General features: G+C 34.2%; 21 protein-coding genes. 6 read left to right on the top strand and 15 right to left on the bottom strand.

Features of this window, described 5'->3' with window-relative positions:
* The first annotated feature begins 480 nt into the window (after positions 1-480).
* Both guaD and LAB100_RS00640 read left to right on the top strand, forming a co-directional pair.
* Entirely contained in the window at positions 481-1,803 is a 1,323-nt protein-coding gene (gene guaD, locus LAB100_RS00645; RefSeq protein ID WP_443092617.1) for a guanine deaminase, read from the top strand.
* Positions 1,793-3,145: a uracil-xanthine permease family protein gene (locus LAB100_RS00640; RefSeq protein WP_119326864.1), complete on the top strand. Its 1,353-nt coding sequence runs from the start codon at positions 1,793-1,795 to the stop codon at positions 3,143-3,145. The genes guaD and LAB100_RS00640 overlap by 11 nt, the downstream gene beginning before the upstream one ends.
* A gap of 74 nt (positions 3,146-3,219) precedes the next feature.
* Here the strand turns inward: LAB100_RS00640 and LAB100_RS00635 are convergent, their stop codons facing one another.
* The 9 genes from LAB100_RS00635 to LAB100_RS00595 all read right to left on the bottom strand — a co-directional run bounded on the left by LAB100_RS00635 (position 3,220) and on the right by LAB100_RS00595 (position 12,830).
* Positions 3,220-4,347: a GGDEF domain-containing protein gene (locus tag LAB100_RS00635; protein WP_119326865.1), complete on the bottom strand. Its 1,128-nt coding sequence runs from the start codon at positions 4,345-4,347 to the stop codon at positions 3,220-3,222.
* Between the two features lie 145 nt (positions 4,348-4,492).
* A complete protein-coding gene (locus LAB100_RS00630) occupies positions 4,493-5,620 on the bottom strand; it encodes a GGDEF domain-containing protein (protein WP_119326866.1) in 1,128 nt (375 codons plus the stop codon).
* Positions 5,621-5,802: 182 nt separating this feature from the next.
* A complete protein-coding gene (locus LAB100_RS00625) occupies positions 5,803-6,576 on the bottom strand; it encodes a MurR/RpiR family transcriptional regulator (protein WP_162894237.1) in 774 nt (257 codons plus the stop codon).
* 65 nt (positions 6,577-6,641) lie between these two features.
* Complete coding sequence (locus tag LAB100_RS00620; RefSeq protein ID WP_119326868.1) at positions 6,642-6,971, bottom strand: PTS lactose/cellobiose transporter subunit IIA; 330 nt, start codon at positions 6,969-6,971, stop codon at positions 6,642-6,644.
* A 136-nt stretch (positions 6,972-7,107) separates the two neighbouring features.
* On the bottom strand, positions 7,108-7,416 hold the full coding sequence (locus LAB100_RS00615; protein ID WP_119326869.1) for a PTS sugar transporter subunit IIB: 309 nt from the start codon (positions 7,414-7,416) through the stop codon (positions 7,108-7,110).
* A 170-nt stretch (positions 7,417-7,586) separates the two neighbouring features.
* Positions 7,587-8,408, bottom strand: coding sequence for a Cof-type HAD-IIB family hydrolase (locus tag LAB100_RS00610; protein WP_119326870.1), 822 nt, complete (start codon positions 8,406-8,408; stop codon positions 7,587-7,589).
* Positions 8,409-8,489: 81 nt separating this feature from the next.
* Positions 8,490-9,794, bottom strand: a complete 1,305-nt coding sequence (gene aroA / locus LAB100_RS00605) for a 3-phosphoshikimate 1-carboxyvinyltransferase (protein ID WP_119326871.1) — start codon at positions 9,792-9,794, stop codon at positions 8,490-8,492.
* Positions 9,795-9,959: 165 nt separating this feature from the next.
* On the bottom strand, positions 9,960-11,294 hold the full coding sequence (locus LAB100_RS00600) for a M20 family metallopeptidase (RefSeq protein ID WP_119326872.1): 1,335 nt from the start codon (positions 11,292-11,294) through the stop codon (positions 9,960-9,962).
* Between the two features lie 30 nt (positions 11,295-11,324).
* Complete coding sequence (locus LAB100_RS00595) at positions 11,325-12,830, bottom strand: YfcC family protein (protein WP_119326873.1); 1,506 nt, start codon at positions 12,828-12,830, stop codon at positions 11,325-11,327.
* Positions 12,831-12,996: 166 nt separating this feature from the next.
* Here LAB100_RS00595 and LAB100_RS00590 point away from each other — a divergent pair, with 166 nt between their 5' ends.
* Positions 12,997-13,539 carry a hypothetical protein gene (locus LAB100_RS00590; protein WP_119326874.1) on the top strand — a complete coding sequence of 181 codons (543 nt, stop codon included), beginning with the start codon at positions 12,997-12,999 and terminating at the stop codon, positions 13,537-13,539.
* 24 nt (positions 13,540-13,563) lie between these two features.
* Here LAB100_RS00590 and LAB100_RS00585 read toward each other — a convergent pair whose 3' ends face one another.
* On the bottom strand, positions 13,564-14,061 hold the full coding sequence (locus LAB100_RS00585) for an acyl-CoA thioesterase (RefSeq protein ID WP_119326875.1): 498 nt from the start codon (positions 14,059-14,061) through the stop codon (positions 13,564-13,566).
* Between the two features lie 105 nt (positions 14,062-14,166).
* On the opposite strand from LAB100_RS00585, the gene LAB100_RS00580 reads away from it, so the two are divergent.
* Entirely contained in the window at positions 14,167-14,427 is a 261-nt protein-coding gene (locus LAB100_RS00580) for a hypothetical protein (RefSeq protein WP_119326876.1), read from the top strand.
* A gap of 204 nt (positions 14,428-14,631) precedes the next feature.
* Positions 14,632-16,218, top strand: a complete 1,587-nt coding sequence (locus LAB100_RS00575) for an L-lactate permease (protein ID WP_119326877.1) — start codon at positions 14,632-14,634, stop codon at positions 16,216-16,218.
* Positions 16,219-16,380: 162 nt separating this feature from the next.
* On the opposite strand, the gene LAB100_RS00570 is transcribed toward LAB100_RS00575, so the two are convergent.
* Complete coding sequence (locus LAB100_RS00570; protein ID WP_119326878.1) at positions 16,381-17,385, bottom strand: NADP-dependent oxidoreductase; 1,005 nt, start codon at positions 17,383-17,385, stop codon at positions 16,381-16,383.
* Positions 17,385-17,690 (bottom strand): ArsR/SmtB family transcription factor, encoded by a 306-nt coding sequence (locus tag LAB100_RS00565; protein WP_119326990.1) that lies wholly within the window; start codon positions 17,688-17,690, stop codon positions 17,385-17,387. Before LAB100_RS00565 ends, LAB100_RS00570 begins: the two co-directional genes overlap by 1 nt.
* A 211-nt stretch (positions 17,691-17,901) precedes the next feature.
* On the opposite strand from LAB100_RS00565, the gene LAB100_RS00560 reads away from it, so the two are divergent.
* The gene (locus LAB100_RS00560; RefSeq protein ID WP_119326879.1) at positions 17,902-18,273 is read left to right on the top strand and encodes a hypothetical protein; all 372 of its coding nucleotides are present in this window, start codon (positions 17,902-17,904) and stop codon (positions 18,271-18,273) included.
* Positions 18,274-18,331: 58 nt separating this feature from the next.
* Here the strand turns inward: LAB100_RS00560 and LAB100_RS00555 are convergent, their stop codons facing one another.
* From LAB100_RS00555 to pyrF, 3 genes are read right to left on the bottom strand one after another with little or no spacing between them, the layout of a single operon-like run.
* Positions 18,332-19,483: a quinone-dependent dihydroorotate dehydrogenase gene (locus LAB100_RS00555; RefSeq protein WP_119326880.1), complete on the bottom strand. Its 1,152-nt coding sequence runs from the start codon at positions 19,481-19,483 to the stop codon at positions 18,332-18,334.
* Positions 19,483-20,121, bottom strand: a complete 639-nt coding sequence (gene pyrE, locus LAB100_RS00550) for an orotate phosphoribosyltransferase (RefSeq protein ID WP_119326881.1) — start codon at positions 20,119-20,121, stop codon at positions 19,483-19,485. Before pyrE ends, LAB100_RS00555 begins: the two co-directional genes overlap by 1 nt.
* Complete coding sequence (gene pyrF / locus LAB100_RS00545; RefSeq protein ID WP_119326882.1) at positions 20,121-20,813, bottom strand: orotidine-5'-phosphate decarboxylase; 693 nt, start codon at positions 20,811-20,813, stop codon at positions 20,121-20,123. Before pyrF ends, pyrE begins: the two co-directional genes overlap by 1 nt.
* Positions 20,814-20,817 lie beyond the last annotated feature (4 nt).

Raw genomic sequence — 20,817 nt, 5'->3', positions numbered from 1 at the left:
TCAAAAATCCGTCGCGTAACGATTTCAGAACGACGTTATTAGCCAACTTATCAGCTATTCAAATCAATTTGGCTTCTAAATTTTTTCCACAAAATTGTCTCCCCTTTACTAAATCCCCATTTTTCAAGTATAAGTAAGTAAATCTATGCAAACAAGCACTATTTTTGTAAAGATTTATTTACCTTTATTATTGAAATTCATATTTCGCGTTTCGAAGCAAGTTAATATTTAAAATATTTTCAATTAAATTTATTCCATTCTAAAAGTAAAAGTCTTTCCTACTAAAAACTAATTTAGCAGTATATAAAAACGGATACAAAAATATATATTTAAAGAAATTAATGCTTTTTAGAGACGTTATGAACGGCAATAGCTATTTTGAAAAGTAAAATACGAACTATTTACTATTTATTTACATTATTATTCATGTTACTCTTACATATATAAAATTTAAGGAAGTGTTAGATTATCACCTATCAAATTGTTTTTGAAGGAACGATTATTTCTTCAGCAACATTTGACAAGGCGGATTTTACACCAGAAGTACTTACATGTGTAGACCAGTCAGGAACAATTGACCGTGTTATATCCGCAACTGATAGCGATTATCAGTCAGTCAAACAAGCTGCAATAGATAACCACGTTCTCCAAAAGATCCCAGAAGGCAGTTTTCTTTTGCCAGGATTCACTGATTTACATATTCATGCACCACAATGGTCTCAAGCCGGATTGGCTTTGGACAAGCCATTAAACGAATGGTTGAATACCTATACTTTTCCACTCGAAGCAAAATTTAAAGATTTAAGTTTTGCCAAAAAAGTCTATCAAAGCTTAGTCAAAGAATTACTTGCTCACGGAACTACAACCGGATTATATTTTGGTTCGATTCACAATGACGCCAACTTAGAATTAGCAAAGGTTTGTGCTCAATTAGGACAAAGAGCCTTCATTGGTAAGGTAGCGATGGATAATCCTGAACAGACTCCTGATTACTATCGTGATGATTCATCTCAAGTATCATTGAAAGAGACCGAAAAGTTCATTAAGGCCCTTCAAGAGTTACAAAATCACACTCAAGCTGAATTAACTCCCGTGATCACGCCTCGCTTTGTACCCAGCTGTACAGACGAAACTCTTTACGGATTAGGAAAATTAGCTCAAAAATATAACTTACCAATTCAATCACACTGCAGTGAAAGTATTTGGGAAGATCGTTATGCTCAAGAACGGTTCAAAAAAAGCGATACTCAAGTATTGGATCAATTTGGTCTATTAACTGATAAAGCTGTTATGGCTCATGGAACTCAATTAACTGACGCAGATTTCAAACTCTTTCGCGAAAGAAAAGCATCCCTTGCCCACTGTCCCATTTCCAATGTTTATTTTGGAAATTCAGTTATGCGAGTTCAAGATGCTCATCAAAAAAACATTAACATCGGTTTAGGAACCGATATCTCCGGAGGATTTTCTCCAAGTATTTATCGTAATATGCAACAAGCTGTTATGTCATCACAAATTTTAAAAGATAACGGCAATGATAACGCACGTATTACCTGTGCTAATGCCTTTTATCTTGCAACTATCGGTGGCGCAAAGGCTTTGCATCTTAATTCAGGACAAATTAAACCTGGTTTTAAGGCCGATTTACAAATTGTCCAAGATCAATACTTCGATGTCTTTTCAAATAATGCTTCAGATATATTTGAAAGACTTGTTTATCACACAAACAAAGAAAATATCAAACAAGTTTACGTATCAGGAAAACTAGTACATAACAGTGTAGGAGAAGATAATGGAAAATAAGAATAAAAGCAGTTTATTAGTTGGACCAGATGACAAAATCGGTATGGGTGAAGCTGGATTCTTGGGGCTTCAACACGTCTTAGCGATGGATATCTATGTTCCGCCAATCATTCTTGCTGGCATGATGGCAATGGGCTTAGGCGATCAAATGGGACTACTACAATCAACATTCTTGGCCGCAGGTATTGGAACTATTCTTCAAACTTTTGTTTTCATGAAGATGCCTGTTTCTCAAGGACCATCCTTCGTACCATTAGGTGCTGCTGCCGGAGTTGTTTTGGCATCGGGTGGTCTTAAAGGCAACGGTATGGGAACTTTGATTGGTGCTCTTTTAGTTGGTTCAATCATCTTAGTTATCTTAGGAGCTACTGGTATTTTTCAAAAGGTCATCAATCGTTTAGTACCTGCTCTAGTTGGTGGAACAATTATTACTTGTGTAGGATTGTCGCTAATCCCAACTGCTTTAAACAGTAATATCTTCAATGCTCCTGGTAAAATTGATAACAACATTATCTTAGCTTCAATCACTGCATTAACTCTATTAGTTTCCGTTGGTATCAGTTTAAAATTTCCTAAAGTTCGTCGTTTCTTTAGAACTAGTTCCATTATCCTGGCACTTGGCGTCGGTACAATTGTTTCAACTATGATGGGAATATTTGACTGGAAGACGGTCAACGAAGCTGCTTGGTTTGGTTTTCCTCAAAGAACTATCTTCCACTGGGGTATCAATTTTAGCCCTTCAGCTATTATTACTTTCATCATCATCTACGCTGTAATTACAACTGAAACTACTGGTACTTGGTTCGCTATGGGTGCCGTTACCAATCATAAGATCACTGATAAACAATGGAACCATGGTATCATCGGTGAAGGTTTAAGTTGTATGATTGCTGCATTACTTGGTACAACTCCTGTAACAGGTTATTCAACTAACGCTGGTGTCATCTCTATTACTGGCGTCGCTAGTAAACGAGTTTTCTTATTTGCCGGTATTTGGTTCTCAGTTCTAGGATTCTTCAGCAAATTATCAGCTTTTCTAGCAGCGATTCCTGCACCAGTTATTGGTGGAGTATTCGCCATCATCACTGTTACTATCATGCTTAATGGTTTAAATGTTATCCGTGGTTTAGAAACAACTGACCGCGACCTTTACATTATTGGTATTCCAATTATTTTGACATTAGCCTTGGTTCTTTTACCCGCTAATGTAACCAAAAACGCACCTCAAATTTTACAATATCTATTAGGTTCACCAATTGCTGTAGCAGCAATCGCAGCTATTATCCTTAACCTAGTTATGCCACAAACTAAAGTGGCTAATAGCAAGGTAAAAACAGTCTAATTACAAATAAATATCTACAATAAAAATGACATCTATAAAGGGTCTTCATAACTCTTATAGATGTCATTTTTTATTTAAGCAGCTGTTATTTGCATTCGACCGTTTCTCTTTGAATGATATAAATTGCCGTCCACACGTGTATAAAAATCACTTGGTTCAACATCCTCACTGGACAACGTTGAAACACCGACAGAAATAGAGATATGGATTAACTTCCCATCTATTTCGACCGGCAAGTGATTCAAAGACATAAATATTTCCCGCACTACTGGTTTTGTTGAATTCAAATCATATCCAGGAAAAATTATATTAAATTCTTCCCCTCCAGTTCGATACAATTTTACTTTAGGATCATTAGCATCAATCACCGTCTGTACAACGTCAACAACATGCTGTAAAACCTTATCCCCAGCTAAATGGCCATAAGTATCGTTGATGGACTTAAAGTGATCAATATCAAACATCATCATCGAAAGATGTAATTTATTGTTAGTACTATTTTCAAACAAATACTTAATTTGTGAACTATAAGCCGCATAATTTTGGGTCTTAGTTAAAGCGTCATGATTAGCAAACTCTAGCAAATGTAATTTCAATTTACTATCACGTAAAATCATATTTACATAGCTGTACAATAGAACATCGAATAAAATAAAATAGAACCATTCTTCAATATACGTTGTCCAAGAAAAATTAAATTTGATTTTCATGAATAGCCATAACATTGCTCCAAAAAAGATTGCCGGTGTAATGTAATAAATAAATGAATATTGATTCTTTTGACTCCTACGAAAATGATTCAAAGTCATATAAAAACACATTAAAGTTAACCCGTGTGCCCATGATTCCCAGTAACCAATTGATCCGTTAAAAGCCATATAACAGAGCATTAGTGGAAAGAAAAAATACCATTTAACATGAATATTCAAAAAATATGAACAAAAAATCAAGGCTATCAATTGAAAGTTCATGAACTGCCAAGATATTGGCGTGCCTACAACTGTCGCCTGCATACTGAAAATAAAAATCAGCATATAGAGAACTCCGAACCATGAATTAAGTACATCATCGTCAATATTAATATTCTTAGAATGTAACACCGTTTTCAATCCATCATAAATTACTTGGTAAAGCGTAAAAACACCAAGAATAAAGAAAATACTAGTGAAAAATGGCGACACATGCCAAACGTTCCATGTCAAAAATTCTTTCCTCCTAATGTCATTACATTTTTAAAATCAGTTAATCTTAACAATACTATTATATTTATATTTTTCCAGATAAATTTCTTTCAATATTCTTATTAAAAAATACGATAAAAATAGTGCCATTTAGTTATAAATAGCACTATTGAGCGGTTATTCTCATTCTTCCATGTTTTTTTGAATAGTACAGATTAATATCGACCCGATCGTAAAAGTCTGCTGGCTCATCATCACGCTTTGAAACAGCTGAAACTCCCATCGAAACCGTTACTTTGATTTTTTTATCCTCAAAATCAACTGTCATATTATTCAAAGCTGAAAATATCTTTTGAACTAACGGTTTCGTTGATTGCAGATCATAACCTGGAAATAAAATATTAAATTCCTCTCCACCAGTTCGGTACAACAATACTTGGGAATCATTGGCATCAATCACTGATTGTGCTGTACTAACTACTTGCTTTAAAACTTCATCACCTGCTAAATGGCCATAAGTATCATTAATCTTTTTAAAATGATCAATATCGAACATCATCATTGAGAGATTCAGATTATTTTTTTGACTATTACTGAACAAATATTTTATTTCAGAATTATACGCCCCATAATTTTGAGCTTTTGTTAACGCATCATGATTAGCAAATTCAAATAAATGAACTTTCAAACTACTTTCTCTTAATAACATTCTGACATAACTATAAAGCAATATTTCAAAAATAATCAGATAGATCCACTCCTGAATAAAAACACTTCGGCTGAGTGAAAATTTGATTGCCACGAAGAACCACATTATAGCTCCCCAAGATATTCCAACTAACATATAACGTAGAAACAAATACTTATCTGTATGTAGCCGCTTAATATAATTAAACGACCAATAAGTAAACATGACTGATACCGCATGACACCATGATTCCCAATAACCGATTGATCCATTAAAAACCATATAAACTAAGATAATAGGAATAAACCAATAATAAGGAATACGAATATTAAGAAAATAGGCACAAAAAATCAAGGCTATGACAATAAAATTCATAAATTCCCAAGAACTACTTTTACCGACAATAGTCGATTGTAAACTAAAGATAAAAATTAACATATAAATAACGCCAAACCATGAGTTGATTACATCTTCATCAAATTTGATTTTTCTTTCATCAAGGACAGTCTTTAACCAATTAAATAAGACTTGATAGAGCGTGAAGACACCTAATATAAAAAAGACACTCGTGATAATCGGTGATACGTGCCATACTTGCCATGTCAACTACATAACCTCTTTTCAAAAACCATGATTATAAGCGTTTCCAAATAAAATATTACTATAACTAATATAATTATCAACAACAATTTAATTGATAATTATATTAAAAACAATCTATTAATTGATTATTAATTTGTTCGATATCCTTATTTCAAAATAAAGTTTTAAAGTCAAAAAACATGCTACTAATCTGTAACATGTTTAGTAAAATTATTACCATCTTGATCAACCATATTATGGTAAGCCCGGTCAGATATCTGTTCCAATGTATAAACAATCGGTACTTGCGTAGTAACGTTAATATGTCCTTTGCGATTTTGTTGTGTATCATAAGAAATCGAAAAATCAGTAATTTGATTCAAAATTGAATAAGAATTAGCAGTCAATGCTATAGTTTCGGCACCATTCTTCTTATAATACCGTGCTTGAGCCAAAACTTGATCTGTTTCTCCAGAAATAGATACTAGAATTAAAAGTGTTTTTGTAAAGTCACGGTCAGAAAATGGTTCCGGCTGAAATGGGTCAATAATTGGCAAAGAATAAATTCCATAACTTGATAAAAGACTGGCCCCATATTGAGCAATACGTCCACTATTCCCAACACCAAAGAACAACACCAATTCAGAGGCATTGATCATATCAGCTGCCTGACTAATCTTTTTATCAAATGGTTCCTGATCGGCCACCAATTTAAAGAAGTTTTTAATTGGCTCTACACTAGGGTTCTGTTGAACCTTAATTGGTTGTTTTGAATTCTTTTTTAATGCTTTTTTGAATTCCGAAAAACCATTATAATCCATCTTTTTCAAAAATCTTAGGATTGTTGTTGTAGATACATCAGCGGAATCAGCCATTTCTCTGATTGTCATCCCCTGAACTTCTTTAGTATGACCAATGATATATTTATAGACACTCAATTCAAGTCGATTTAATTCATGTACTTTTTGATATGGAAACACTATTTAACTTCCTTTAAATTGATTTGGTATTAATTAATAATCCTATTATATCGGTAATAACAAGATTAGTCCGATTTTTTAGCAAGTCGTTTATAAAGATCTACCATTTCCCCGGCTAAATCCCGAAATGTAATTGCATTCATAATATGATCCTGTGCATGAACCATCATTAAAGTCACCGTTTCATGTTCACCATTTGCCTCTTTAGTTAACATATCCGTCTGTGAATGGTGAGCTTTAACCAAAGCATCATCGGCTTCTTTTAACTTTTGCTGAGCTCCTACAAAATCATTTTTCTTTGCAGCTTCTATTGCTTCAAAAGCAAGGCTCTTAGCATTGCCACCATTAACGATCAACTTCATTGCCATTTGCAATTGTGCATCTTCTTCTGACATTTTAAGACTCCCTTTAGTTCAAAGATAATAAAAAGCCTAGTCTAGTAACCATCAAATCTGGTCACCACACTAGGATCCTTTATGGAAAAATCTCTACTAACATTTTAATTTTGATGATTCGTGTCACAACCTATTATTAATCAATCAACTTAACTGCTTCACGTAAAACCTTTTCACCATTCATCATTCCGTAGTCCTGCATATCTATCACTTCAACTGGAATATCCAATTGATCTTTAAACTGCCCTTTGAGATATCTAACTTGTGGTCCAAGCATCAAGACATCCGGATGCTTTTCTTCTAATTTTGCATCAACTTCTGCAGCTGCCACAGCAAAAATTTCTGCATCAATGCCATCACTTTCAGCGGCCTTTTGCATCTTTGAAACTAATAATCTAGTCGACATCCCGGCAGCACAACATAACATAATCGTTTTTTCAGCCATAATCCTATACCCCTTTTGATTTGAATATCATCTATTATTTACGCCTTAAAACGTTTTCATATACTAAATTGATTGTATAATTATGCTCAGTTTTTATCAAGCCCTTCACGTTTCACTTCATTCTACTTTGTTACAAAAAAACGACACTCTTCTAAAAAAACTCTATACATCTAATTAAACTTATCATTCAATACACGTTCAATCATATTAGCTACACCATTTTGATTATTAGTATCAGTAATTCTCCAAGCCGCATCTTTAACACTTTCAATAGCATTCTTCATTGCAACTCCATAACCAACATTTTTAATCATTTCTAAATCGTTGCCATAGTCGCCAAAGCACATAAAATTTCTCATTGGTATCTTGGAAAGTTCAGATATCTGTTGCAAGGCTGACAACTTAGTAACATCTTGACTATTAATCTCGAAATAATAATTGCCTGATCGACTGATCGTAATTGGTAAAGATGTAAAGGATTCTAATTTTTTCTGTAACTCGTGCAATCTTTGTGGTGGGCAACTGAAACAAACCTTATAAACATCAAAATCTTTTTGTTGATTTAGCTTGATCAAATCCCCGACAGAATCAGCCTTCAAATGGTGTCGACTCATTCCTTCATAGTAAGTTGTCCAACTATGATTAGGATCATAAATATGAATATCATTTATTCCATCCAAAACAACTTTAAACTGACTAAATTCAGATCGTTTTAAAATCTCATTAACAATCTTAGAATCCAAAGGCTGATCAATGATTTTTTGCCCTTTGGGGTCAACTACCACAGCGCCATTCAACACTACTCGATAACCTGCTATTTTTAAATCCTTTTCAAAAAACTTATTAACTGAATGCAAAGTTCTCCCTGAACAAATCGCAAAAGCCACTCCGGAATTGACTACTTTACGGATTGCTTGGATATTTTCAGAAGATATTTTACTGTAACTATTCAGTAACGTCCCGTCAAGGTCAGTTCCTATAAATTCAATCATTAAATGAGTAACCCCTTACATTGATACAATTTAATACTAATGATACGACACTGCCCATCAAAAAAGAAGTCCCTTTCACAATTACTTTGCGACAAGTACCTTATTCAAGTCCGAAATAAATCCTGGATATGAAATATCAATAGCTTCAATATTTTTAATCTTAAAGGGCGAATCAGTCAAAATAGATGCAATACAAAGCATCATAGCAATTCGATGATCATTATGACTATCTACATCATCCTTCACTAAAATCTTCTGATCACCATCAATCACAATCGTATCATCATTGACCTGCATTATGATACCTAATTTAGCCAACTCAACTCGCATATTTCTAATACGTTCACTCAATTGTAAATGAACATCATGAATACCTTCGATAACTGTTTGTCCACTTGCTTGTGAAGCCATTAATGCTATCAATGGTATTTCATCAATAATGAATGGAACTTGTTTAGCCGTAATCTTAGCTCCATGTAATTTCTGAGACTTAACTATTAGATCTCCATATGGTTCAACACTGTTAATAGAACGATTATCAACATAAAATTGTGCTCCCATTTGCTTGGCTACATTCAATAACCCTATTCTAGTTGAATTCAAACCGACACGTGGCAAAACTATTTTGCTATCAGCAGATAACAATGCTCCAGCAATATAAAAAGCTGCTGATGAAAAATCACCAGGAATCGTCAAGTTCTGACCAGTTAACTTACTATGTCCGGGGTGAACTACAATAATATCCGGTTTAATCGTTACATCAGCTCCAAAGTAATTCGCTAAAATCTCAGTGTGATTTCTAGTTGGCAATTTACGAATAATTGTCGTATCAGAATCAGCATAAATTCCTGCTAAAACTAAACCACTCTTTATTTGAGCACTAGAAATGTCTTGATGATAAGTAATTCCAGTTAAATTATTACTGCCCTTTATTTTCAATGGTAAAGCATTTTCTGTTGTCCCTTGGTAAGTACCACCCATACCGCGTAAGAGCGTTAAGATTCGTTCATTTGATCGTTTACTGAGGAAATCACCACCAATGACTTCATATTCATTGCCAGTACTGGCTAATACTCCCAAAAGAAGACTCTCAAGTGTACCGACATTGTCCACATTCAAGGGATTGTCAACTTTCTTTAATTGATGATCAACACCTTTAATAATCATATCTTTGGTACTGACCTCGGTATGAATCCTTGCACCTAATTGTTTCGCTACCCTAGCTGTCACGGATAGATCATCTGAATAAGTAAAATTACCTATTTGAGTTACGCCATCAGCCAATGCGCCAAAAATTATAGCTCGATGAGCAATACTCTTATCACCGGGGACTGTAATTTCACCCTGAAATTTAAACTTACGTGGTTGCGTATTATAATCAAACATTATTGCTACACCTCAAATATATTAATGAACCATTATCTTTTAATCTATAAAATCTCATTACTTTCCTACTGCTACGCTACCTAATTTATTCAAAGAAAACAAATTTTTAGTCTTAGATGCAAAAAAAATAAGGCTTTCGCCTTACTTTATTATTATTTTATATTTTTAAACACACAATCTGTAAATAGCTTCAGCAAAGATTTCCATAGCTTTTCTCATATCCGCTTTGCTCCAATTTTCATTGGCTTGATGCATGAAATCAGGAGTTGTTGGCAACATTCCACCGAACGCAACACAATTATGCATTGTTCTAGCAAATGTAGCACCACCAGAAATAGCTGGCTTAGATTCTGTATCACCAGTTAAATCTTGATATGTTTGCATCAATGTTTGTACCAATTCACTGTCAGTAGGTACATACAATGGAGCAACATAATCAAAGTTTTCATATTTCATATCGAATTTAGCTACGGCGTCAGAAACCTGTTGAATCAATTGGTCATGATCTACTTTAACTGGGATTCTCAAGTCGATCTGCATTCTTGATTCTTCAGAAGTTATCTTCAAACTAGAAATATTAAAGGTTAATTTACCGGAAACATCATCGGAAACATCACCTAAGAGATTAGTAGCATTAGCATCCTCGCCAAAGTTCTTTAAAAATTGAAGAACTTTAATGTCTGGGAAAACATCTGCTAAAGCGATACCTAATCTAACAACAGCATTAGTACCTTCAGGAGCATTCATAGCATGTACTGACTTACCATGAACTTCAATAGAACCATCTTTTTGATCAGCATCGAAATCATGCTTTTGCAAAGCTGCCATAACCTCAGCTTGTTTAGGGCCATCGTAGATAGCCTTGCCTGGTACAGCATTAAAGGCATTTTCCAAATCTAAGTTCAATTCTGTTGATCCAGGACCGGTTAGATATGATTGTTGTAGACCTTTTTCTGCATAAATCAATGGAAATTCAGCATCAGGAGCAATTCCTAAATCAATTGGATCTTCCTTCTTGTTATACTCAGCTAAACATCTCCAAAGAATCTCTTCATCGGTTCCAAAAATTACTCGAATTTTTTTATTGAACTTATATCCCTTATCTAAAATTGCCTTAATTGCATAAATAGCAGCAATTGTTGGTCCTTTATCATCTTGAGTTCCACGTCCATATAGCTTGCCATCTTTGACAGTCAACTTATATGGTTCAACATTCCAAGCTTCTAAATTACCAGCAGGAACTTCATCCAAGTGTCCGACAATACCAAAGGTTTCATCACCTTCACCAATATCGGCATAACCATAGTAACCATTTGGATCTTCATAAGTTTTGAATCCTAATTTAGAAACCAATTCAAGTGCTTTATCAAGAGCTGCTTTAGGTCCCTTTCCAAAAGGTGCCTTATCTTCTGCAGCTTCATTGAATGAAGCAATTCCAACTAACTGACCCAAATCATTAATAGCTTCATCTTGAATTTTATCTGTAATAAACTGTTCCATTTTAAAACCCCCCAGAATTTTTTAAAACTACTATTTAAACATCGAACAAATAACCAAGAATACTGCGATAACCACGAATAGAATTGCAATCAACTTCCAAATGTACTTCCACCATTTAACAATATCAACATGTCCAATAGCCAAAGCACCCATAACGATACCTGAAGTTGGTGTAATCAAATTAACTAATCCAGAAGCTGATTGGTAAGCAGTGATAACTAGAGAACCGTCAACACCAGAGAACTTACCCAATGGACCCATAATGCCCATTGTAGCTGCTGCCAAACCAGATGTTGATGGAATCAAGAATGACATTGGAATATAGAAAATGTATGTCAAAACAATGAATACTCCAGCGGAAAGGTTTTGTAAACCAGTTTCACCAGCATGAAGCACTGTCGCTGTAATATAACCATTATTCATAATAACTTGAATTCCACGAGCAACGGCAACGATAATAGCAACACTCAAGAATTCACCCATACCATTTAAGAAAGCATCAATATATTCACTTTCTTTCATACGGAAAACAAACATAATAACAACTGACATCATAAAGAATAATGTTGTGATTTCAGTAAAGTACCATGTACCAAGTGGAGCAATATTTTGACCAATCAAAGCTCCTAAGAATGGAACATGTGTTAACCATTTTGTGAAATTATCGAAGAATGTCCAACTAGGGTTCAAACTTGACCATGGAATCAAACTAACGATCATAACAACAAATGTTAAAGCAAATAACCATAGAACAGATTTTTGTTTTGTAGTTAATTTGTCATTAATATCTCTTTCAGGCATTGAAAACTCTTCAAGATCTTTTTGACGACGTTCAAAAACATATGATTTTGAAGGATCCTTTTTAATCTTATCAGCGTAATGCATAACGTAAAGAATACTGATCACAGTAACAATAATTAAGAGAATGAATCTTGGAATCAATCCATCTCCTGGAGAAATATTGATTGTTTGCGAAGCAACCCCAGTTGCAAAGGGATTAACTGTTGATGCCAAACAACCAATCTGCGAACCTATCAGAGCTAACGAAATAGCCGTGATCGAATCATAACCAACACCGATCATAACAGGAATCAAAATTGGGTAGAATGCAATTGTCTCTTCACCCATTCCATAAGTTGAACCACCAATGGCGAATAATGTCATTAAAATTGGAATTAAGATTTTTTCCTTGTTATTATACTTACGGACAACGGCACTTATCCCATCATCCAAAGCTTTAGTCTTGTTAACTACTCCTAAGAATCCACCAATTACCAAAATGAATAATGAAATTGAAATAGATCCTTCTGTGGCATCCGTACCAACCATTCCGTTGATTGGAGCCATGAAAACGTCCCAAATTCCTTGAGGACTACTTGCTCGGGCTTTGTACGTACCTGCCACGATGTTCCCCGCTTTAGTGGTTGCATACTCACCTGCGGGTATAATCCAAGTTAAAACGGCAACCAAAATTATAAGAAAAAATAGAATTGTGTATGCTGAAGGCATTTGCCTTTTTTTGGCCTTTTTTCCCATGAATCAACCCTCCTATATTTATAATATAGTTTCAGGATATACGATAAAATAAACTATTACAATGCTTTCTAAAGAAATATTTTTAAATAAATTTTCCTTTGCTGCCGGTTGTGTAAGCGCTAGCAAAACATTACAATGTTATTGAGTTCAAGAGGGAGATTTTAAAATGACTGATACAATTGAGTTTGGAAAACGGATCAATCATTATCCAATATTTATAAGTTTTATCTTAAGTTTTATCGCTGGTAGCATAGGATTAATCGCTGACATAAGAATATCTATATTCTCATTTTTAATAGTTTTATTTTTACTAGTATGCATTTATTTTCCTATGAATTTACCTAACTTATTCGGACATTGGCAACTAGAAACTCATGGTATTTCTTACTATAGAATGAATTCTTATTGGGATAAATTAAAAATGGTCATTTCTCCGAACACGGTAGAATTTCAATTTATCAGCTACTCCCAAATTAAAAACTTTAAAGTCGTCGAAGAGAACCAAGAATTTTCTTTAAAAGATATTTTGACAATCAAACCTGCTAAACAATCAATTTTCCCTTGGTTACGTAAACCATTTTTCTTAAAACTAGAATTAAATAACAGCTCTGTTAAACTTGATTTAGCTTTTGATCAGTTGCATGATCCGAACAATACAATGTTTCGCTTGAGCAACGCTTTGAATATATTGTCAAAAAAACTGGGATGAATTTTTAATATTCATCTCAGTTTTTTAATCTAATGATAGATTACTCAAAAATTCATCTTTTTGTTGGTAATCAATTTTTCTTTGACGTAAACGTGCTTCAAAACCCTGGCAAAGATACTTTTCTTCATTCGTTTCTGGAACTATTTTGGGTATTATCACTGGTTTATTTGAACGTAAAACTATCATATTACAAAAACTGGTAAAGGCAATTTCAATCGAATCAGTTCTTAAATCATGTGTTATAACTTTTGTAAATACTTCAATTTGACGATCATGTACCCCAGTGACAAAAGATTCCATCTTCAAATACTTATCGGTCGTAATGGGTTTCCAAAAATTGATATGATCATATCCCGCCGTGGCAATCTTGCCATGAACTAGTTTAAAACTTGCCAATCCAGCATTTTCGTCCAGCAAGCTTAAGGTTTTCCCTCCAAAAAGAGTCCCTTTATCATTCAAATCCTTATCAAAAATTATTCTTTCACTAATAGTACGTGTCTGTTGACATGTTTTTTGCTCCATAATTTACCTCACCAATTTATTCTAACTTATTTTTATTTGATTAATTCTATAACTAAAACACTTAAAATTATATTATTATAATAGTAATAAAACTTGGAGGAAATTATGGCATTTTTACTTTGGTATACAAATTACTTCGTAGATATAGCTTCAGAAAAAAAAGTCGACCCTAAATCAATCAAGGAACTAGAAAAATTAGGTACTATTTCTACAAATGCCGATTTTTCTGCTTGGCATGTAAAATCACAATTAAGTGAAGAAGACTTCAACCGTCACCTAAACACTATTTTAAAAGATTACGATATTTCATCTGAAGATATTACCGTAACTAAGGGTATAGACGGTGGACCTTTACAAATGCTTTAACAGCATATCCTTATTGGATAAATTAAAATGGCACCTATAGAAATTCTTGATTTACATATCAGATTTCTTATAGGTGTCATTTTATAATTGTAATGCATCACGAAATTCATAATAATACATTTTTTCAAACTTTTGATTGTCTCATTCGCAAGTATAAGTCAGAAATTATATAATAGATTAAATTAGTTTAGAGGGAGTTAATATATGATTCTTATTGCACTTTCTGCTGTTATTTTGCCATTAGTCTTACTGGGCATTCTCAACATGCCGGCTACCAAAGGGATGTCGATCAGTGCATTTATCGTTTTGCTAGAAGGATATTTTATCTGGAAAATGCCGGCTAAAGTCCTCTTAGCTTCAATTTTACAATCTATTCATAAGGCTTTGCCAATTTTGTGGATTCTCTTTGGTGCTTTGATGATGCTTAATATTTTGCAGCATACTGGTGCAATCGAGCGGATCAACGCTGGATTTCATAAAATCTCGGCTGATATGCGACTTCAAATTATTTTAGTTGCTTTTCTGTTCGGTGGTCTTATCGAAGGGGTCTCTGGTTTTGGAACTCCAGCCATGGTCACTGCTCCATTAATGATTGCCTTAGGGTTTTCACCAATGGCTGCTGTCACTTTAGCCTTAGTTGCTGATTCCACACCCGCTTCTTTTGGAGCTGTCGGAACTCCTTTGACTGTCGGATTAAGCAATGTCAGTGAAAAAGCTGATTTTCTCAATGCCATTGGACAACGAATTACTCAACTAGACCTTTTTTCTGGTACATTCATGCCATTGTTGTTGATTTTCATGCTTACCATTGTCTTTGGTAAAAAAGATAACAACCACTTCAAAGACTTTTTAGTTCTTGTTCCTTGGTCTTTATTTATCGGTATTGTGTACAGTTTTTTGGCATTACTTGTTTCAACACTAGTCAGCTATGAATTCGTAGCCATTTTGGCACCATTCGGGGCTATCATCATTGCGATTCTTTCAATTAAGTTCAAATTTCTTTTACCTAAAACTGTTTTTGAAAAACCATGGACTACCTCAATTCAAACTGTTAAAGATGACAATTCGATGTCGCTTTTAACTGCTTGGTCACCATACATTGTTGTTATTCTAATGCTTTTAGCAACCAGAACCATTGCTCCACTTAAACAATTTTTGGTTCAAAATATCAATCTTTCTTGGAAAAACATTTTAGGATTCTCTCAAATCAATTCTGATTGGGAATTTCTCTATTCACCAGGAACTTTATTAACCATTGCTGTTTTAATTGGTCTTCTAATTCAGGTCAAATCACTCAAGAGTTTTCTTCCAACCGCTAAAAAGGTTGTTCTCTCAATGAAATCAACCGCCTTGGCTTTGATAGTAACTTTGATCATGGTACAAATTTTTACCAACTCTGATTTGAATCTTGCCAAATTACCAAGTATGCCAATGTATATTGCTAAAATCATTTCCAAGTATCTCTCATCAATTTGGATTATCATTGCTCCATTCTTGGGACAATTAGGTTCATTTGTAACCGGAAGCACCACTGTTTCTACTTTGACTTTTGGTCAAATTCAGGCCGATATTGCCACTAAAGCCGGGGTTGGACAAGATCTTGTTCTAGCTGCTCAATTAATTGGTGCCGCCGCTGGTAATATGATCTGCGTTCATAATATTGTCTCAGTTAGTTCAGTCGTTGGATTATCCGGTCAAGAAGGTAATATTCTTCGTAAAACAGTCGTTCCAGCCTTAATTTATGGATTATTAGTCGGTATCGTAGGCTTTATATTTACAATCTTTATGTAGACAAATTCTTTATATTTTAAATTAATTAAAGAATTTCGTCGTCCGTAAGGATTCTAAGTTTTTAATTGAAATAGAACAGAATCTATTAAAAGATTCTGTTCTATTTTTAGTGGGAACATATTTAGAAGAAAAACAGTATTCGAAACAATACTTATTTTATAATTACTTTATTTTTACAATTACTTTACCAACATTATGTCCCTTCTTAGAATAAGCTAGAGCTTCTTCGATTTTATCAAAAGTAAATATACGATCAATCAATGGCTCTAATTGTTTATTCTCAATCAAAGTTGTTAACTTTCTCAATTGTTGACCATCCGGTTCCATTAAAAAGAAGCGATAAGATATATCCTTTGATTTTGCTTGTTCGATTATCGGTCTAGAAACGATTTTAAACAAAACTCTTCTAACCAAATTTAGCTTTCTTTCCCTAGCAAAATCAATTTCTGGCATCCCAGCAATCGTGACAACTTTTCCATGTGATTTTAAAATTTTTAAAGATTTAATAGTGTCCTTTTGACCATGAGTATCAAAAACAGCATCGTAATCTTTTAAAATTTCAGAAAAATCTTCTTGATGATAATCAATTATTTCATCAGCACCTAATCGCTTAACTAAATCTATATTTCGCGGACTCACAGTAGTTGCTACATAAGCACCCTTAGCCTTGGCCAATTGAATTGCCATACTACCAACACCACCTGAACCAGCGTTTATAAAAATTTTCTGTCCTTTTTGTAAATCTAAGCGATCAAATAAGGCCTGATATGCCGTTAATCCTACTAAAGGAACCGCTGTTGCATCTGTTAAAGACATATTTTGTGGGATGGGTGCGATCACTTGACTATCGACAGCCACGTACTCTGCAAATGTTCCAGAATCTGTCCCTTTAATTCGGCCGTAAACCTTGTCACCGATTTGATACTTCTTGACCATTTTACCCAAAGCTACTATTGTCCCAGAAAAATCATTTCCCAAGATAAAGGGATAACTGGTTTTTATTTGCATACCTTTTTGCATTAAGCGATACATTTGATCAACTGGATTAATACTTGCTGCAGCTACCTCTACCAATACCTCATAATCTTTTATTTGTGGTATATCAACTTTCATTAATTCTGGTTTAGCCTTACTATCTGTTGCTACAAAAGCTCTCATTTTTGCCATTAATCTTCTACTCCCAAATTCTTGATTGCTTGAATCAAATTTGTTAATTTTTTTAAATCCGTTTTTAAATCAGCTGAATAAAAATTCATCGTGCCTTCTTGGCGAACGTTAACTAGATTAGTTTCTCTTAAAATTTTTAAATGATGCGAAACAGCTGGTCGAGATAAATTTACTTTTTTAGTAATTTCACCTACTCTTAATCCTTCAATACAAGATTTGTCTGCTAAAGCCAAAAGAATATTCTGACGATTCTCATCACCCAAAGCGACTAACAAATCCTGACATTCTATAAAACTGGCCTTCATTTCTTGCAATGCTATTTGATTATCCGTAATATATCATCCCTTTCGTTTAAAAGTTTAAACGATTAAACCAATGATCCAAATATTAAACGTAATCTCAGTGAATTTCAATATTGAGAAAGAGAATCGAGACCAATAAGAGCTTATTCTTTCTGATATCAATATTTACATGTTAGTATTCAGTCATAAATATATAACTACAGGAGATGTATTTATGGAAACAGGTTCTTTAGCTGAATGGGTTGAAGGTTTAGGTGAATTGCTAGCCGTATCAGTGGCGCTTTTTTTACCATATTATCAGCAAAGAAAAAATAACCGTGAACGAAATCAACGTGCTAAACAAGTCATTGTTAGTACGACTACGTCCCTTTTAAATCAATCACAAATTCAATCGGCAATTACTTTTGAAGAATTACAAAAATTCATTTCAATCTATGCTGTTCTATCGACTAATAGCAAGACTATTGAAATAATTGACATAGGTGATGAGATACTTGAAATAATCGGTGATCAAAATCAATTAAATGACCTTCAAAAAGGACAATTGCAACAGCTTATTGCCAAACTTAAAAATCTAAAATCATAGTTAAAATAAAAATATCTATTTAGCAGTTTGATATCGATCAACGCTAAATAGATATTTTTTATTCTTCATGAAATGAAGCTCCAGAATGTGCATCTAACTTAATTTCTTCATCTTCAGCAAGATTGCTAACAACAATATCCTGACTATCTCTAACCGGTGCTTGAGCAAGCTTATCTGAATAATTAAGATGTTCCAACACTTGATTTTTAGCTAAATGACTATTGATTTGATTTAACAAAGTCGGACCGTTATAAATAAAACCAGTATAAACTTGAATCAAACTAGCGCCAGCTTCTAAAGCTGATCGCGCATCTTCTGGTGTAAATACACCACCTGAAAACATGATCGGTAAATCAGGAAATACTTGATGAATAGCTTTAGTTAAACTGAGTGACTTTTTATAAATTGGCTTACCGCTCAAACCGCCACCTTCATTTTTATGTTTAGATTTTAAATCCTTATGAAGATTGCTGGGATTAGATGCCGTATTAGTTAAAATTATTCCATCCATTAAACCAGCCGTTTCATTGATCAATTCAATCAATTTTTCCGATGTAATATCATTACCAAATTTACAAAACACTGGTTCTTTAATATGTAGGTTATGAATTTTTTGTAACAATCTTTTTGCTACTGGGATTTCTTGCAACGTCGTTACACCTTTTTGATTGGGGCAACTTTGGTTCAAAGCAATATAATCTCCAAATGAATGAATCTCTTTAATATCTTCAACCATTTCATCAATCATTTCTTCACTTGTTAATCCGTGTCCAGGTGCAATACTGATACCAATATTTACATGCTTAGCAGTATTAGCCAGATGTTTTCTAGTTTCTTCAACACCTAGGTTATTCAACCCCATACGATTAATAATAGCTTTATCTTCTGGCAATCTGAAAATCCGTTTCTTTTTGTTACCTGGTTGACTATTCCTAGTAATACTTCCAATTTCCACGAATCCTGCTCCGAGGGCACCTAAACTATTGTAAAATTCGGCCTTTTTATCAAACCCTGCAGCAATTCCAATTGGAGAATCAAACGTAATGCCCTTAACAGTCACTTGCAAATTGGAAAATTCTTTTGTCTGAAACATTATTCTTAATACTTGTGGCGCTTTATTGAACATTTTTAAGCCCGTAGCGACAGCCTTATGATCAATTTCAGGATCCATTTTAAAAATTGCCGGACGAATTACTTTATACCAGTCCATTACTTACACCAACTTTCAGGATCCTGATACCATTGTTTCAACAATTCCATATCACTTTCTTCAACGTAATCTTGGCTTTGTGCCACTTGAATCATTGTTGGATAATCTGTCAAAGTATATAATTTTGTTCTTTCATCAGCGAAGTTTTGTGTACTTTCCGGCAAATCATATGAAAAGATAGCAACCGTTCCAATAACGTCTCCGCCCTCTTCACGAACAGCCTTCACTGCCTTGAGAATACTTCCACCAGTTGAAATTAAATCATCAATCAAAACAACCTTATCACCTTTTTGACAACGACCTTCAATTTGACTTTTCTTACCATGATCTTTTTTCTGAGGACGTATATAATTCAAAGGTAGACCCAAGATATTAGCCACCCCAGTAGCATGAGGAATACCTGCGGTTGCGACTCCACCTATAACTTCAGCTTCTGGATACTTTTCTTTAATCAAATCAGCTAAATCATGGGCTATTGTTTGGCGAAAGTCCGGATAAGCAATCGTTAAGCGATTATCAGTATAGATAGGAGCTTTAATCCCACTAGCCCACACAAAGGGTTCCTTGGGATTTAATGTTACCGCCTTAATTCTTAATAATTGACTAGCAATATTTTCTGCAACTGCTTTTTTATCCATTATTTACTCCACTCCTTACAAATATTCATGTACGCCTGATATCCATCTGTTGCTTGTGTAATTGGTCGCCCTACTACAATCGCATCACTACCTAATTCTTCTGCTTGTGCTGGTGTTGCGACACGTTTTTGATCTCCAACTTGTGCTGACTTAGGTCTAATACCTGGAGTTACACAGAGAAACTCAGAACTAGTAGCCGCTTTGATCAAAGGCACTTCCAGTGCTGATGAAATGACTCCATCGGCACCATTATCAAAAGCTAATTTTGCTAAATGAGTGACATAATCTTGTGACTTTAAAGGAACCTGCAATTCATTAGCTAACTCATTTTGTCCCAATGATGTCAATTGCGTAACGGCTAACAGTTTCGTTGAAGAACCGTCCAATCCAGCTTTAGCGGCAGCAATCATCTCAGCACCACCACTAGCATGAACCGTCAACATTTGAACATCCCATTTTGCTATCATTTCACAAGTTCTTTTAACGGTATTAGGAATGTCATGCAATTTTAAATCTAAGAAGATATTGTAACCTCGTTCACGTAAATTTCTCACAAACGGATATCCAAATTGACAAAACATTTCCAATCCTATTTTCAAAAAGAGCTTTTCATCCTTAGGAAATTGATTCAAAAAATTAATACACTCAAAATCATCTGCAAAATCTAATGCTACTATTACTGGTTTGTCCATTTTT

This window comes from Companilactobacillus musae, from assembly GCF_003967595.1.
GTDB lineage: Bacteria > Bacillota > Bacilli > Lactobacillales > Lactobacillaceae > Companilactobacillus > Companilactobacillus musae.
This window is presented reverse-complemented; position numbering and strand designations above follow the sequence as displayed.